The sequence below is a fragment of the Clostridium sp. D33t1_170424_F3 genome, from assembly GCF_015667585.1.
Taxonomy (GTDB): Bacteria; Bacillota; Clostridia; order Oscillospirales; family Acutalibacteraceae; genus Anaeromassilibacillus.
The window spans coordinates 53,844-69,108 of record NZ_JADPEG010000015.1 but is presented as its reverse complement, the minus strand read 5'-3'; the positions used below and the strand labels follow the sequence as shown (position 1 = coordinate 69,108).

General features: G+C 53.1%; 10 protein-coding genes. 3 read left to right on the top strand and 7 right to left on the bottom strand.

What is annotated here, in order from left to right; genetic code table 11:
• Positions 1-6: 6 nt before the first annotated feature.
• Positions 7-1,146 carry a DegT/DnrJ/EryC1/StrS family aminotransferase gene (locus I4V53_RS10875; protein WP_195985722.1) on the bottom strand — a complete coding sequence of 380 codons (1,140 nt, stop codon included), beginning with the start codon at positions 1,144-1,146 and terminating at the stop codon, positions 7-9.
• On the bottom strand, positions 1,147-1,734 hold the full coding sequence (locus tag I4V53_RS10870) for an acyltransferase (protein WP_195985721.1): 588 nt from the start codon (positions 1,732-1,734) through the stop codon (positions 1,147-1,149).
• Between the two features lie 256 nt (positions 1,735-1,990).
• On the opposite strand from I4V53_RS10870, the gene I4V53_RS10865 reads away from it, so the two are divergent.
• Positions 1,991-3,169: a DegT/DnrJ/EryC1/StrS family aminotransferase gene (locus I4V53_RS10865; RefSeq protein ID WP_195985720.1), complete on the top strand. Its 1,179-nt coding sequence runs from the start codon at positions 1,991-1,993 to the stop codon at positions 3,167-3,169.
• Between the two features lie 63 nt (positions 3,170-3,232).
• Here I4V53_RS10865 and pdxT read toward each other — a convergent pair whose 3' ends face one another.
• The 3 genes from pdxT to I4V53_RS10850 form a co-directional block, all read right to left on the bottom strand.
• Positions 3,233-3,814, bottom strand: a complete 582-nt coding sequence (pdxT, locus tag I4V53_RS10860; RefSeq protein ID WP_195985719.1) for a pyridoxal 5'-phosphate synthase glutaminase subunit PdxT — start codon at positions 3,812-3,814, stop codon at positions 3,233-3,235.
• Positions 3,814-4,689, bottom strand: a complete 876-nt coding sequence (gene pdxS / locus I4V53_RS10855) for a pyridoxal 5'-phosphate synthase lyase subunit PdxS (RefSeq protein ID WP_195985718.1) — start codon at positions 4,687-4,689, stop codon at positions 3,814-3,816. The genes pdxT and pdxS overlap by 1 nt, the downstream gene beginning before the upstream one ends.
• A gap of 283 nt (positions 4,690-4,972) precedes the next feature.
• On the bottom strand, positions 4,973-5,542 hold the full coding sequence (locus I4V53_RS10850; protein WP_195985717.1) for a phosphate propanoyltransferase: 570 nt from the start codon (positions 5,540-5,542) through the stop codon (positions 4,973-4,975).
• Positions 5,543-5,708: 166 nt separating this feature from the next.
• Here I4V53_RS10850 and I4V53_RS10845 point away from each other — a divergent pair, with 166 nt between their 5' ends.
• Positions 5,709-6,278 carry a uracil-DNA glycosylase gene (locus I4V53_RS10845; protein WP_195985716.1) on the top strand — a complete coding sequence of 190 codons (570 nt, stop codon included), beginning with the start codon at positions 5,709-5,711 and terminating at the stop codon, positions 6,276-6,278.
• Between the two features lie 39 nt (positions 6,279-6,317).
• Here I4V53_RS10845 and I4V53_RS10840 read toward each other — a convergent pair whose 3' ends face one another.
• On the bottom strand, positions 6,318-6,941 hold the full coding sequence (locus I4V53_RS10840; protein WP_195985715.1) for a cytidylate kinase-like family protein: 624 nt from the start codon (positions 6,939-6,941) through the stop codon (positions 6,318-6,320).
• 119 nt (positions 6,942-7,060) lie between these two features.
• A complete protein-coding gene (locus I4V53_RS10835; RefSeq protein ID WP_195985714.1) occupies positions 7,061-9,229 on the bottom strand; it encodes a DNA topoisomerase III in 2,169 nt (722 codons plus the stop codon).
• Between the two features lie 612 nt (positions 9,230-9,841).
• On the opposite strand from I4V53_RS10835, the gene I4V53_RS10830 reads away from it, so the two are divergent.
• The gene (locus I4V53_RS10830) at positions 9,842-15,256 is read left to right on the top strand and encodes a TIM-barrel domain-containing protein (protein ID WP_195985713.1); all 5,415 of its coding nucleotides are present in this window, start codon (positions 9,842-9,844) and stop codon (positions 15,254-15,256) included.
• Positions 15,257-15,265 lie beyond the last annotated feature (9 nt).

Genomic DNA, 15,265 nt, shown 5'->3' with positions numbered 1-15,265 from the left:
TCATATTTATTGATGCGCGACGGTTTTCTGAATCACGTCGCAGATTTGATCGACTTCTTTCCGGGTCAGATAGCCGTGCATCGGCAGGCTGAACACCCGGTCGCACAGGTCCTCGCAGACCGGCAGGTCGCCCCTTTTATACCCGAGCGGCGCATATACCTTCTGCAGATGCAACGGAATGGGGTAATAAATCATGGAGGGGATTCCCTGCTCCTTCAAAGCAGTTAAAATGACTTCCCGCTGGGCTGCGTCCTTCGCCTTAAGGGTATAATACCCAAAGCTGGAAAAATACCCGTCCAGGATGCGCTGCGGCTCTACAATTCCCTGCAGCCTCTCCGCATAGCGGTCCGCCATTGCATTGCGGACTTTTATTTCCTCATCCAGTGCGCGGAGTTTCGGAAGCAGAATCGCCGCCTGCAGCGTATCCAGCCGTGCGTTCAATCCCAGCCGGACATTCTCATATTTATAGGAGCCTTTGCCATGCACACGAATGGAAACCAGCGCCTGGTACATCTCCTCGTCGTTTGTAAAAATCGCGCCGCCGTCGCCATAGCAGCCCAGCACCTTTGCCGGGAAAAAGCTGGTGGCCGATACGTCGCCGAAACAGCAGGCGCGCTTGCCGTTGATCGCGCCGCCAAAACCCTGTGCGGCGTCCTCCATTACAAAGAGGCCGTGCTCCCTGCAAATTCTTTCAATCGCCGGATAATCCGCAGGCTCGCCGAACAGGTCCACGGGGATCACCGCTCTGGGGGTGAGCTTTCCCTCCCGTAGCACCCTTTCAATCTGGATGCTCAGGGATTCCGGATCAATCATAAAGGTTTCCGGATCAATGTCACAAAATACCGGCGTCGCGCCCGTCAGGCTCACCACCTCCGCCGTTGCAAAGAAGGTGAAGCCCGGCACAAAGACCGCATCCCCCTCGCGGATATTTTTCGCCATCAGGGGCATCAATAAAGCATCTGTACCGCTGGAAACCGTCACACAGTATTTCATGCCTGTATAAGCGCACAGCTCCTTTTCCAGCTGCTCCACGTGCGGGCCGGATATGAAATGGCAGCCGCTCAGCACCTCCGCCATTCCGGCGTCAATTTCCTTTTTCAGATGTGCGTACTGCGCCGCCAGGTCGTTAAATTGAATTTTCTTCATCTATCTGTTTTCCTCCTCAAGGCCGTCCGGGCCCTGAATGTAACGTCTTTCACAACTGGGGCAGGCCAGGGACTTGTCCAGCGTCGCACCGCATTCACAGGCCCAGCCGTGCTGTCTTGCAGGAACGCCCATCATGATCGCGTGATTGGGAACGTCTTTTGTCACTACACTGCCCGCCGCGATAAACGCATGCTTCCCGATCCGGTGGCCGCAGACGATGGTCGCGTTCGCGCCGATGCTGGCGCCCTCTCCGATCGGTGTGCGCACATAGAACGCATGGCCGGTCTGCGGATATTTGCACCGCGGCCGCTGCACATTGGTGAACACCATGGACGGCCCGCAGAACACATAGTCTTCCAACTCCACGCCGTCGTAAACCGAAACATTGTTCTGAATTTTGCAGAAGTTCCCGATTCTGACATTCGGCGCTACAAAGACATTCTGGCCAAACGTACAATTCCGGCCTATGACGGTATCGCGGCTGATGTGACAGAAATGCCACACTTTTGTCCCTTCCCCAATCTGCGCGCCTTCGTCCACGCAGGCGCTGGGGTGCGCAAAAAACGCGCCGCTGCTGGTATCTGCCACACAAAAGCCCCTTTTCTATGATCACAAAATGAAACCGCCATTATTATACAATTTGACAGTTTCCTTTCACAATTTATTCCATTACATTATATCTCTATGGCCCTTTTTAGTCAATCTTTCGGCATGCAATTAGTGTTGACAATAAATATCAATCGTATTATGATTTATCCATAAATATTGTTAAAACCGTATACGGCGGTTTGCAGGCGCAAGGCTGGCAGCCCCCAATTTTGAATGAAAACGAGGCTAAACATGCATGAGCAATTTTAAAAAAAGGGAGAATTTTATTCCCTATAATGTCCCGGACATCACAGACGCAGAAATCAACGAGGTTGTGGATACCCTGAAATCCGGCTGGATTGCCAAGGGCCCGCGCACCAACCGTTTTGAAAAGGAGTTCGCCGCATATTTGGGAGCGAAGCACGCTGTAGCTGTCAATTCCTGCACCGCGGCGCTGCACGTGGCGCTGATGACGCAGAATATCGGCCCGGGGGATGAAGTCATCACCACCCCGATGACGTTCGCGTCCACCGCAAATACGATCCTTCACACCGGCGCCACACCCGTCTTTGCGGATATCGACTACCGCACCGGCTGCATCGACCCGGACGAGATCGAAACGAAAATCACCCCGAAAACCAGGGCCATCGTTCCTGTTCACTACAGTGGGCAGGTCTGCGACCTGGACCGCATCTACAATATCGCCGACCAACACGGCCTGTTTGTCAGCGAGGATGCGGCGCATGCGCTTTGGAGCCGATACAAGGGCCGTTTAATCGGCAACAAGCTGCCCGGCGCCGCCTGTTACAGCTTTTACGCCACCAAAAATTTATGTACCGGCGACGGGGGCATGCTGGTCACCGACGACGATAAAATCGACGAAAAGGCACGCATTCTGGTCGGCCAGGGCATGAGCCATAACGCATGGAACCGCTATGCGAAGGGCGGTACCTGGAAATACGACATCGCGGAGCCCGGCTTCAAATACAACATGTTCGATCTGCAGGCCGCATTGGGTCTGGTACAGCTTTCCCGCATGGAGGAAATGCAGGCGGCAAGACTGAAGATCGCCGCGAAGTACCAGGAGGCTTTCAGTAAAATCGACGCGCTCGATCCGCCGTTTGTGCCTGATTATGCCACACACTGCTGGCATCTGTACGTCCTGCGTATTGTACCGGAGCTGCTAACCATCGGCCGTGACCAGTTCATCGTGGAGCTGAACGAGCGGAACGTGGGCACCAGCGTACATTTCATCCCGGTGCACAACATGTCGGCCTATAAAAACCGGTTCGGTTATCAGGACAACGACTTCCCGATGGCCCAGAAGCATTTTGAACGTATTATTTCTTTACCTCTCTATCCTACTATGACGGACGAGCAGGCAGATTATGTGATCGCCGCGGTGACGGACATTGTGGAAAAATTCCACAGATAAAAACAAACAGAACCATAATCGCATAAAAACGCGGCCCTGCCTCAACGGTAAGGGCCGCGTTTTTTATGCTTGCTTTTTATATTGCTTCACCCGTTCCAGAAAAAAACGGTGCAGATCCGTCCTGCCGGAAAGCTCCGGATGAAACGCCAGGCCGATCTGGTTCTGATAACGCACGGCCACCATTTTTCCCTGTACGGCCGCCAACACTTCCACACCGTTCTGAACCGCTTCAACATACGGCGCGCGGATGAACGCCATTGGAAAGGGGCCGATCCCCCGCACTTCCGCTTCCTGTGTAAAGCTGCCCAACTGGCGTCCATAAGCGTTCCGCCTGACCGTGACCGGCAGCGTTGCAAAACAGGGCGGTTCTCCGCCGGTCAACCGCTCCGCCAGCAGGATGAGTCCGGCACAGGTTGCCAGAACGGGCATTCCAGCCTTTATCTTCCTCCTGAGCGGTTCCAGCAGGTCCAGCTCCCGCAGTAACTTCTTCATTACCGTGCTCTCCCCTCCGGGGAGTACCAGCCCGTCAAACGGCCGATCCAAATCGCGCTTTTGGCGGATTTCAAAAACCTCTGCGCCCAACTGCTCCAACATGGCCTCGTGCTCTGCAAACGCACCCTGGACCGCCAACACACCGATACGCATTACCGGCCTCTTTCCGCCATGAGCACTTCGATTTCCTGCTCATTGATGCCAACCATCGCCTCTCCCAGATCCTCGGACAGGCTTGCCAGCATCGACGGGGTCTGATAATTGGTTACCGCTTTGACAATCGCCGCCGCGCGTTTCTCCGGATTTCCCGATTTAAAAATGCCGGAGCCGACAAACACGCCCTCCGCGCCCAACTGCATCATCAGCGCCGCATCCGCGGGCGTTGCCACACCGCCAGCCGCAAAATTGACCACCGGCAGCCTGCCGTTCTGATGCACAAACTGCACCAGGTGATACGGAACCCGCAGGTCCTTTGCGGCTTCGTACAGCTCTTCTTCGCGCATGGAGGCCAAACGGGCAATTTCTGCATTCATTTTGCGCATGTGGCGGACTGCCTGCACAATATCGCCCGTACCCGGTTCCCCCTTGGTGCGGATCATCGACGCGCTCTCCGCAATACGGCGCAGCGCTTCCCCCAAATCCTTCGCGCCGCAGACAAACGGTACCCGGAACTTTGTCTTATCGATGTGGTATACGTCGTCCGCCGGAGAAAGCACTTCGCTTTCGTCTATGTAATCGATCTCGATCGCTTCCAGAATCTGTGCCTCCACAAAATGCCCAATGCGGCATTTCGCCATCACGGGAATGGAAACTGCCTGCTGAATGCCTTGGATCATTTTGGGATCGCTCATTCTGGATACGCCGCCCGCTGCGCGGATATCCGCCGGGATGCGTTCCAGGGCCATCACGGCACAGGCCCCCGCCTGCTCCGCGATCTTTGCCTGCTCCGGTGTGGTGACGTCCATAATCACACCGCCCTTGAGCATCTGCGCCAGCTGCTTATTGAGTTCATATCTGTTTTCCTGCATAATCATTTTCTCCTGTCTGGTTCATTTTTGCATTACAACCAAGCCATTCCCATAAATCTGTTTGGATGGCGTGTTGTACTCTTTTCACTTGTGTCGTTCATGAACAAGACAAGACCTAAACGGAAAACCGTTTATATCCTCTATTATAAAACGATCTGTCTCTCGTACAATGGCCAATTTTAATCATTTTAGTCAGGACAGTTTAACAAACAAGGAAGCCATGCGGCGCATTTCCGCATGGCTTCCTCTTTATCTTCTTCACTCCAGTGAAAAATGACCTTATTTAACCTACGATAACCTCACCGTCAACTGTACCGGTCAGGCCGGCCGCGTTCGCCTCATCCGTATCGATGTGGACCGCCAGGCCGGCAGTCTTGCTGACGCGCGCGATCACATCTCCTAAAATCAGGGAACGGCCGTTATACCCCAGCTTGATCTGAATCGCCTCGCCGTCCGTTACACCAAACGCCACCGCGTCGTCAGGCGGGAAATGCGCATGGCGCTTTGCAACAATTACACCCTGATCGATGGTGATTTCCGCCTTCGGTCCGATGATCTTGCAGCCAGGCGTGCCCTCCAAATCGGCGGACATGCGCAGCGGCGCGTCAATTCCCAGCGCACGGGCGTCTGTTTTCGCCACTTCAACCTGTGTCTCCGGACGGATCGGACCCAAGATGGACATTTTTAAAGAGCCTCTGGGACCGACAACCTCGACCTTCTCTTCACAGGCAAACTGGCCCGGCTGAGAAAGCGCTTTTTTCGGCGTCAGCTCATAACCCTTTCCAAACAATGTATCCAAATCTTCCTGCGTCAAATGCACATGGCGCGCGGATGTTTCAACCATAATTTTCATAGTATTGTCTCCCTACTTCTTTAAATTTTGCCTCCCATTGTACAAACAGGCGGTGTACTATCGTTATTGTACCGCAGAATGTAGGAAATTTCAACGGAATTCCTGTCTTTTCCGGCAGAACATTTTATGCTATACTGTACACATTGCATCAAAAGGAGATGAGGAAATGTATCAGACATGGGAGGAACTGGAACCCGTTTGCATGAGCTGCCGGAAATGCGGCCTCTGTGAGGGACGAACCAATCTGGTATTCGGCGTGGGAAATAAAAACTCCAAGGTTCTGTTTATCGGAGAAGGTCCCGGCGAACAGGAGGACCTGAAGGGCGAGCCGTTTGTGGGACGCAGCGGTCAATTGCTGGATAAGATGCTTGCCGCCGTCGATCTGGACCGCCATAAAAACATTTACATTGCCAATATTGTCAAATGCAGGCCGCCGCACAACCGCGACCCGCTGCCGGAGGAACAGGAAACCTGTATTGAATGGCTGCGCAACCAGGTTTACCTGATCAAACCGAAGATCATTGTCTGTCTGGGACGCATTGCCGCCATGAAGCTCATTCGGCCGGATTTTAAAATCACCAAAGAACACGGCGTCTTTACAGAGAAAAACGGCGTTTGGATGATGGCCACGCTCCACCCGGCGGCACTGCTGCGCAACCCGCACAACAAACCGGACGCGTTTGACGATTTCATCAAACTGCGTGAAAAGATGGATGAACTGGGCCTGAAAATATAAAGCTGGAAAAAGGCGGAACCGTATGGTTCCGCCTTTTTATTATGCCAATTTAATTTCCATATACGCTTTTACCAGCGCCACACATTTATCCCAGCCCAAATCGCTGCTGTTAAGGCACAGATCGTAATTGTCGGCGTTGCGCCAATCGCGTCCGGTAAAATACCGGTAATAATCTCCGCGGCGCTTATCCATCTTGCGAATGTATTTTTTCGCTTCCTCTTCGTCCATATTCTGATGGACCTCCATTGTCTTTTCCACACAATAATCAAACGGGGCGTGCACATATACGCGAACGACATTGGCACGATCCCGCAGGATATAGTCCGCGCAGCGTCCGATGATCACACAGGACTCTTTATCCGCCAGATCTTGAATCACTTTCGCCTGATAGTTAAACAGGTTCTGATCAGAAACGAAATCCTCGCTGTCCGGCGGGATGATTTCGCCGGTATAAATGCTCTTACGGTTTTTGAACAACAGCGGCGTTTTCAGCTTCTCGTCCGCCTTCGCAAAAAGCTGCTCGTTGATGCCGCTTTCATCGGAGGCCAGCCGCAGCAGCTCCATATCGTAATAATGGACGCCCAAATCCTCCGCCAGCATTTTGCCGATGGTTTTACCGCCGCTGCCGTATCCGCGCGCCACTGTAATCACATATTGTTTCATCATAATACCTCCTCACTTCAGAGCGATTCTATCACTTCCCGCTCCGCTATTATTATAGAATATCGCATAGAAAATAGCAAGGATCGCCCGGATTATTATTTGTTTAATCCAACCGGAGGTTATTTTTTCTTCTTTGCTTCTTCCAGGCTTTTCGCCCACGCGGCGGCAAACGCGCTGACGCCTTCTTCCTTATTCTGGCTGTCCAGATATTGCTGAACATCCCGCTTGCTGGCTTTCGCGTCCTTATCCTTATTGGCAAACAATTTATCCGCTTTGGAACGGAAGCCGCAGCGGCAGACAAAGGTTTTCTTTTCTCCTTCGCCAAAGAGCTCCATAAACTTGTGGCAGTTAGGGCATCGCACGCGTGTTTCCACCACCACATTGCGCCGGTATCCGCAGGTTCGGTCCTGGCAGACCAGCATTTTCCCTTTTTTGCTGTTGACCATCAGCAATCGTTTGCCGCACTCAGGGCAGACCTCCTGCGTCAGGTTTTCATGCACATATTTCGCTTCGCTGGATGAAACGGTCTTCACCAGAGAGGATGCATATCCCTTTATTTCCTTAATAAAGACGTTTTTGTTTTCCGCACCCTTACTGATACCTTCCAGCCGCTTTTCCCATTTGGCTGTCAGCAGGGGTTCCTTTAAATCCGGCGGGACCAAATTAATCAGCTGCATACCCTTTGACGTCGGCACCAGCGAATTGCCTTTCTTCTCCACATAAAAGGAAGTGAAAAGCTTTTCAATAATATCCGCGCGGGTGGCGGGCGTTCCCAAGCCGCCCCCTATGTATTCTTTCATTGTCCTGTCTTCGATAAAACGGGAGGGATTTTCCATCGCGGAAAGCAGCGTCGCCTCCGTATAGCGGGCGGGCGGCGCGGTCTTCAGGGTTTTCAGCTGTATGTTTCTGCACGGGAAGACGTCGCCCTGTTTCAGGCTTGGCAGCACCTGTTCCGCCGCTTCCTCTTCGTCCTCCTCCTGTGCGGTCGTGACCTTTTTCCAGCCCAGCTCAAGAATTTCGCGTCCGGAGGCAGAGAAGCGCTCTCCTTCCGCCGTCAGCTCAATACGGATTTTTTTATAGTCGTAGCTGGGATAAAAGCAGGTCAGGAACCGCTTTACCACCAGCGTATAAATACGTTTTTCCTCCAGATTCAGGCTCATCAGGTTGACCTGTTCTTCCGTCGGAATGATCGCGTGATGATCCGTCACCTTGGCATTGTTGACGCAGTTATGTGAAATACTCTTCCGGGTGCGGAAAATCTCCCCGACGATCGGGGAAAACTCGCCGTGGTTCACCGCGCGCAGTCGCTCCTGCAGCGTTGGCACAATGTCCGCCGTCAGATACCGGGAATCCGTGCGCGGGTAGGTCAGCGCCTTGTGCATTTCATAGAGCCGCTGCATGATGTTCAGCGTCTGCTTGGGAGAATACTGGTACAATTTGTTTGCGTCGCGCTGCAGCTCCGTCAAGTCGTAGAGCATCGGCGGCGGCGTGGACCCAAAGGTCTTTTTGATCTCTGTAATCTTAAACGTTTTACCCTTGACCTTCTGCGCAATGGCTTCCGCTTTTTCCTTGTCAAAAATGCCCGTCTGATTTTTGGGATCGTGCCAGGCTGCGAAGAACTTACCCAAATCCGCCTTGACGGTGTAATAATCCTTTGGTACGAATTTACGGATTTCTTCCTCCCGGTGTACAATCAGCGCCAAAGTCGGCGTCTGTACGCGACCTGCCGAAAGCTGCGCGTTAAACTTGCAGGTGAGCGCGCGCGTGACGTTCAGACCGACCAGCCAGTCCGCCTCCGCGCGCGACTGCGCGGACATATATAAATTATAATATTCCCTGCCGTCCCGCAGCCTGGCAAACCCTTCCCGGATGGCCTTATCCGTCTGGGAAGAAATCCAGAGGCGCTTGATCGGCTTGTGGAACCCGGCCTTTTCCAGAATCCAACGCGCTACCAGTTCGCCTTCCCGTCCCGCGTCCGTCGCAATAATCAAAGAACTGACCTCCGGACTGTGCAGCAGCTTTTTCACCACGCCGTACTGTTTGGTCGTCTCCGGAATGACTTTCAATTCCATTTTCTCCGGCAGCATGGGCAGTGTTTCCATGCTCCAGGTTTTGTATTGGTCCCCGTAAGCCTCCGGTTCCGCCAACTCCACCAGATGCCCCAATGCCCATGTAACGATATATTGCGGGCCGGAGAGATACCCGCCGGAAGACTGCCGGCAGCCCAGCACCCGCGCCAATTCCCTGCCGACGGATGGCTTTTCCGCCAGCACCAATGTTTTCGCCATGTAAAAGTCCTCGCTTTATGCGTATTTTTGTATAGTATAGCACAGAATGACGCGCAGCGGGACGTTTTTAGACGATAAAAATTACAATAAGCACTAATAAAATGAATGGATTGTTCGCAGATCATTTTTATAAAGGAAAAAGTACCGCCATACAAAAAAGCAAACAGAGCCAAATCTGATAAAAGATGGTCCGAATGGGAAAAAATTGCCGCAAATGCGCTTCATTAAAATAAAACAGCAAAATAATTTAGACGATCACAATTTATTCCATTGACATACATTGGCTATTTTGGTTATATTTTATATATGGTTTAACTAAATTTGGAGATATTGTTTATATTCAATCCTGGTATCAAAAAAGTATTTAAAAATGGTTTTCGATTGGATATAAAAATATTCCAAGTTCTAAAACAGACCAGAAAGGAGAGGATATGCAGTTTTATATGAACAGTTTGTTCCGGTTGCCGGCGATGGGGAAATGCGTACCGTATCGTGCCGAAGCAGGTGCAGCTGTCTCCGCATCTGGAAAATTGGTGTAAAAGGCGGTTCCTTTTGCGCCGATGCAAAAACGTTTCTGTATTCCACCGAGTGTTAAAAAAGGGAGAGAAAAAAATGAAAAGGAATAAGAACCGGATTTTAAGCCTGGTGCTCTGTGCAACGGTCATTATGTCCAGCTCCATGCCGATGACCCTCGCATCCGCAAGGGAAGAGAGCCGCACGGTTGCCGTTGAGATGAACGCGCAAGGATACGCGTCCGAAATCATCAGCAACGTGCGCGTGCAGGTCCTGTCCCCCACAGTTGTGCGTTTGGAGGAAAAAGGCCCGAAGGGCTTTGAAGACCGTACCACCTTCCATATTCCAAGCCGCGATCAATGGGAAGGAACCGCAGTCACCCGTACGGACGCGGATGGCAATGTTATCTTAAGCACAAGCGTCTTTGACATCATTGTACCCGCAGACGCGGAAGACCTTTCCGGCATCACCATCAACGACAAAGAAGGCCGTCTGATCTGGAAATACAAAGGCCTGCCGGGAAGCAAAGTTTATCTGCCTGACCCGGGTGAAAACGTGATGTCCTGGGAACTGGGTGACAACCCCAGAATGACCGTTCCGGAATGGGGCTTCACCCCGCAACCGGAGGAAAACACTGAAAACCGCGATACAAACGGCTTTGACCAGAGCAACAATGCGCCGGATATGTATGTCTTCCTGCCGCAGGGCAGCAGCACGCAGGTGCGCAAAGACTTTGTGAAGCTGACCGGCCAGACCGAGATGCTCCCTCTGTCCACCTTTGGCGCGTGGGACAGCCGCTACTATCAGTACGATGACGCGGAAGCCATGCAGCAGATTGCGGACTACCACGAAACCTATCAGGTCCCGCTGGACAATCTCGTCATCGATACGGACTGGAGAAGCGCCGGAACCGGCGGTATCGGTTACGATATTAACACGGACCTCTTCCCGGATATGAAAGCCTTCCTGAAGAGCGCGCATGAAAAGAATGTCGATATCATCTTCAACGACCATCCGGAACCGACGAAGAATAACGGCAAACAAAACAGTGCCATTATCCCGCAGGAAATCCAGTATCGTTACGATAACCTGACCAGACTGCTGGACATGGGTCTGGACGCCTGGTGGTACGACCGCAACTGGTCCACAACCATCGTGGCGCCGGATGGCTTTACGCATGAGACCATTGGTGCGGCGCTTTATGCGGATGCACAGAAGGCCATTTATCCGGATCGCCGTCTCTTTATGATGAGTAACATCGACGGCACCTCCAACGGCGCTGAAATCTGCGCTCCGAACGTTGGGCAGCATCGTTATGCAGTGACCTGGACCGGCGATACCGGCGGCCATCAGGAAACATTGTATAACGAATTGGAATTCGCCGTGAAATACGGCGCGCTCGGCGGCCTCCCGTATGTCAGCGTAGACGTCGGCACCCATCAGACCTCCTCCAACGCGATGAGCGCGGACGAATATGTCAAATGGATGCAGTACGGCACGCTCTCCCCGATCTACCGCCCGCACTGCTCTTGGGTAGGCGATGTGGAAGAAGGCCGTATGCCGTGGGTGAAGGGCGAAGACGCTTTGAATATCATCCGCGATTATGTCAATATGCGTTACCGCCTGCTTCCGACCTTCTACAACCTCTCTCATGAAACTTATGAGACCGGTATGCCGCTGGTCAGAAGACTGGACTTCTATTATCCGGAATATGCAAGCGCCGCAAGGAACGACCAGTACCTGCTCGGCGACGATATTCTGATCGCGCCGACCATCACCGATTCCAACAACGGCGATCCGGCGGTTCCCTCCGAATGGCTGAAGACTCCCGACGGCAAAAAGGGCTTGAAGGCGGAGTACTTTAACAACTACAGCCTGAACGGCGATCCGGTTCTTACCCAGACGGTTCCCAACATCGATTATGACTGGGGAACCGGAAGCCCGGCAAACGGCGTCAATTCGGATAACTTCAGCATCCGTTACACAGGCACCATCACCATTGGCGACAAAGACGTGAAACTGCAGACCTGCAGCGACGACGGCGCCCGCATCTACATCAACGACGAGCTGTTCGTCGATTCCTGGAAAGATCAGTCCACCACCATCAAAACTTCCGAGGGTGTCCTGAAGGCTGGCGAAACCTACAACGTGCGCTATGAGTACTACGAAAAGACGGACAAAGCAATCTGCAAAATGCAGTATATCGCAGAAGGCGAGCAGGAAGAGACCCTTTGCACCAGATCTGTTTGGATTCCGGAAGGCGAATGGATCGACCTGTTCAGCGGCGAGACTGTTTATGGCCCGCGCAGCATCGAAGTGGAAGCGCCGGTCAGCGAAACCCCCATGTACATCAAGAAGGGCGCCATTATTCCTCTGGCCGACGAAATGATGACCACGAAGGAGAAGGATTGGAGCCACATGACGCTGGACGTTTACCCGTCCACCCGCAACAGTGACACCACAACCCTGTATGAGGACGATACCATCTCCAACGATTACACGGAAGGCAAATTCCGTACCACCGAGCTGTCTACCAAATCTGAAGGCGGCAAGACTGTCATTGACATCGGCGCGGCAAAGGGAACCTTTGACGGCGAACGCTGCTTTGACAATCGCGATTGGACCGTTCGCATCCATCAGCCGGAAGGCTGGGGCGAGCTGCAGAGCGTGACCACCGCGAATGGAGAGTCCCTCAATTTCACAGCGGTTGCGCAGGATACCAGCGCAATGCCGTTTGAAATCGAAGGCGGCGCCAACGACGGCACCGTTTATGAAGTGGAAGTATCCGGCAATGTTTACGAAGCCATGCAGCTGATCGCTGCATTTGACAATGCGGTCGATCCGGAAATCCCGGACCTGGATTATGACGAAGGCGTTGTCTATGACAGCTACAAACTGCCGGTGGAGCGCACCATCGACGTCAGCAGTGAAATGCCGTACGTGGTGGACCTGTCCTCCCTTGGCAACCTCGACTGGGTACACTCCAATGTGAGCGATGCCAGACAGATTATCAGAAAAGACACCGCAGTCCCGCAGATCACCTTCCTGAAGCAGAATGCACGCAGTTTGGGCGGCTTTGTCGACTACTGCACAAGCTTCAGCTATTCGGACGGTATGCCGATTCAAACTGTAAATGAAACCCGCAACGGTTCTGTCATTTTTGATACCGACGCCAGCTTTGAATTCAATGTGAAGGCAACGGAAGAGGAAAAACAGCTGGTCCTGTTCATCGGCGGCTGGAAGAGCGACGCCAAGCTGGAAATCTTCGACAAATCGGCGGATACCGTGATCGATACCTATACCTTCGGCGATATGAATAAGTCCTATTACCGCAAGGTCACGATCGATATGACTTCTGAGACCGGCACCGAGCTGGTGGTCCGTTACACAAAGACCAACGGCAGCAACATCACCTTCGCGGCGGCAGCGCTCCGCGATCCGAATGCGGATCCGGGAGACGACGTCAACAAGGCTGTGGAACGCACGGTCAACGTGACAGATCAGTATCCGGCTAAGCGCAACCTGACAGAAGAGGGCAATCTTGACTGGATCCACCTCGGCAGAGCGGCGACCGCCGACATCAACCGCAAGGACGTTGAGGAAGAACAGCTTGTCCTGACCACTTCCTCTGCCCTCGTCGGTTTCGACGACCACCGGACTGCGTTCAGCTGGTCGGACGGCACGCCGGACAAGGAAGCAACTGACCTGATCACCGGCTTGCAGCAGAGCCAGCTGGGCAGCGACTTTACTATCAAGGCAAAGGCGGGCCCGGAAGAGAAGATTCTGACTCTCTATCTCGGCGGCTGGAAGGGCAGAGGCAGACTGACTGTCTACGACGCATCCGGTTTGACCGAAAACCAGAGCTATGAATTTGGCAACATGGATACCAACTTCTATACCACAGTAACCATCAACCTGAAGGCAAAAGAAGAAAGCACCCTGTATGTACGTTATGAGCTGATCGAGCGGAACGGCGGCAACGTTTCCTTTGTAGCCGCAACACTGAATCAGCCTGCGGTGGAGCCTGCCGAGCATATGCTGACGGTAAACTTCCCGAAGAACGTGAAGATGTCCATCGACGGTGAAGAGCAGAAGCTCGCGAACCTGATCGGCTCCTACAAGAACGTCGTGATGGCAGACACCGCAATGGCCTTCAGCTTTGCTCCGGCAATTGAGGGCAGAGAGATTGCAGGCGTTACCGTGAACGGCAAAGCTGTTGAAATTGGTGAAGACTTCAATGTCAGCGAGTACATTCTCAACACTGTGATGCCGAACGAGAACACAGAGATCAACCTCGACTTTACCGTGGTAAACAAGCAGGTGCTGCGCAGCACGATCGCAATTGCGGAAGATTGCGCGGATGAAGCCGCTCTTGCGGTCGAGTCCGTACAGAAGAAGTACGAGGCAGCTCTGAAGGCGGCAAAGGCGGCAGAGGCAAACAAGGCTGCAACACAGGCAGAGATCAACGAAGCCTGGAGCGAACTGATTGACGCGCTGCATTATCTGAGCTTTGTTGCGGGCGATAAGACGATGCTGAAAGCTCCGATGCAGCTGGCAGAACTGATCGATCGCAACATGTTCACACCGAACAGCCTGGCTGTTCTGGACAAAGCCTATGCGGACGCGGCGGACCTGATGGACGACGCAGACGTATTGGAAGCAGACATTAAGGCAGCGGTCGATGCACTTTACGATGCATTGAACAATCTGGTAGAGCGTGCGAATACGACTCAGCTGGAGGGAGTAGTTGCAAACGGCGAAGCGCTCGATCAGAGCAAGTACTTTGACGACGATGCAATGGAAACCTTCCGGAAGGTTCTCGCTGAGGCGAAGGTTCTGCTGGAGGATGCCAACGCAACCCAGACAGCTGTAAACGAGAAGGTTGACGAGCTGATTGCGGCAATGATGAACCTGCGCGTCATCCCGAATAAGGATGCGCTCAAGGATCTGATCGCACAAGGTGAAAACACCAGCACAACAAACGTTCCGGCAGCTGTTGCAAATCAGCTTGCACAGGCGATGAACCAGGCAAAAGCGGTTCTGGCGGATGAGAACGCAACTGAAGCCCAGGTGGAAGCAGCAGTCAACGCGATGCAGGCTGCCCTGAAGGCTGTTGAGGACGCGAAGGACAATAAGCCGGCCCCGACTCCGAAGCCGGATACCAAGAAGAGCAGCAACTCCACCAGAAACACCAGCAACGCCTATGGCACCGCGGGTATTGTCTCCGCCAGCCAGAGCGCGGCTGCAAGCGTACGCAGCGATACGAACGGCGTTATTACGCTGAACAGAGGCAGCGTATACACCTTTAAGATGACTGTTGCCAACGGCAGCGGTTTGATCCCGAGCTTTACCGTAGGAAACGGCAATGTGATTAAGACGCAGTTTGTGTCCCGCATCGGCAACGACTTCTACTACAAGGTCTATGCGGTTGGCACACCGGGCGAGAGCACGGGCGTTTACACCACACTGAACGGCCAGGCCGCACAGATGCACTGCACCGTGAAGGTTGCGTAATACGTTTCC

Excerpts from the sequence above, each read along its gene's own strand:
- pdxT (WP_195985719.1), bottom strand. The coding sequence starts at position 3,814 with ATGCGTATCGGTGTGTTGGCGGTCCAGGGTGCGTTTGCAGAGCACGAG.
- I4V53_RS10830 (WP_195985713.1), top strand. The coding sequence starts at position 9,842 with ATGAAAAGGAATAAGAACCGGATTTTAAGCCTGGTGCTCTGTGCAACG.
- I4V53_RS10865 (WP_195985720.1), top strand. The coding sequence starts at position 1,991 with ATGAGCAATTTTAAAAAAAGGGAGAATTTTATTCCCTATAATGTCCCG.
- I4V53_RS10875 (WP_195985722.1), bottom strand. The coding sequence starts at position 1,146 with ATGAAGAAAATTCAATTTAACGACCTGGCGGCGCAGTACGCACATCTG.
- I4V53_RS10840 (WP_195985715.1), bottom strand. The coding sequence starts at position 6,941 with ATGAAACAATATGTGATTACAGTGGCGCGCGGATACGGCAGCGGCGGT.
- I4V53_RS10845 (WP_195985716.1), top strand. The coding sequence starts at position 5,709 with ATGTATCAGACATGGGAGGAACTGGAACCCGTTTGCATGAGCTGCCGG.
- I4V53_RS10850 (WP_195985717.1), bottom strand. The coding sequence starts at position 5,542 with ATGAAAATTATGGTTGAAACATCCGCGCGCCATGTGCATTTGACGCAG.
- pdxS (WP_195985718.1), bottom strand. The coding sequence starts at position 4,689 with ATGCAGGAAAACAGATATGAACTCAATAAGCAGCTGGCGCAGATGCTC.
- I4V53_RS10835 (WP_195985714.1), bottom strand. The coding sequence starts at position 9,229 with ATGGCGAAAACATTGGTGCTGGCGGAAAAGCCATCCGTCGGCAGGGAA.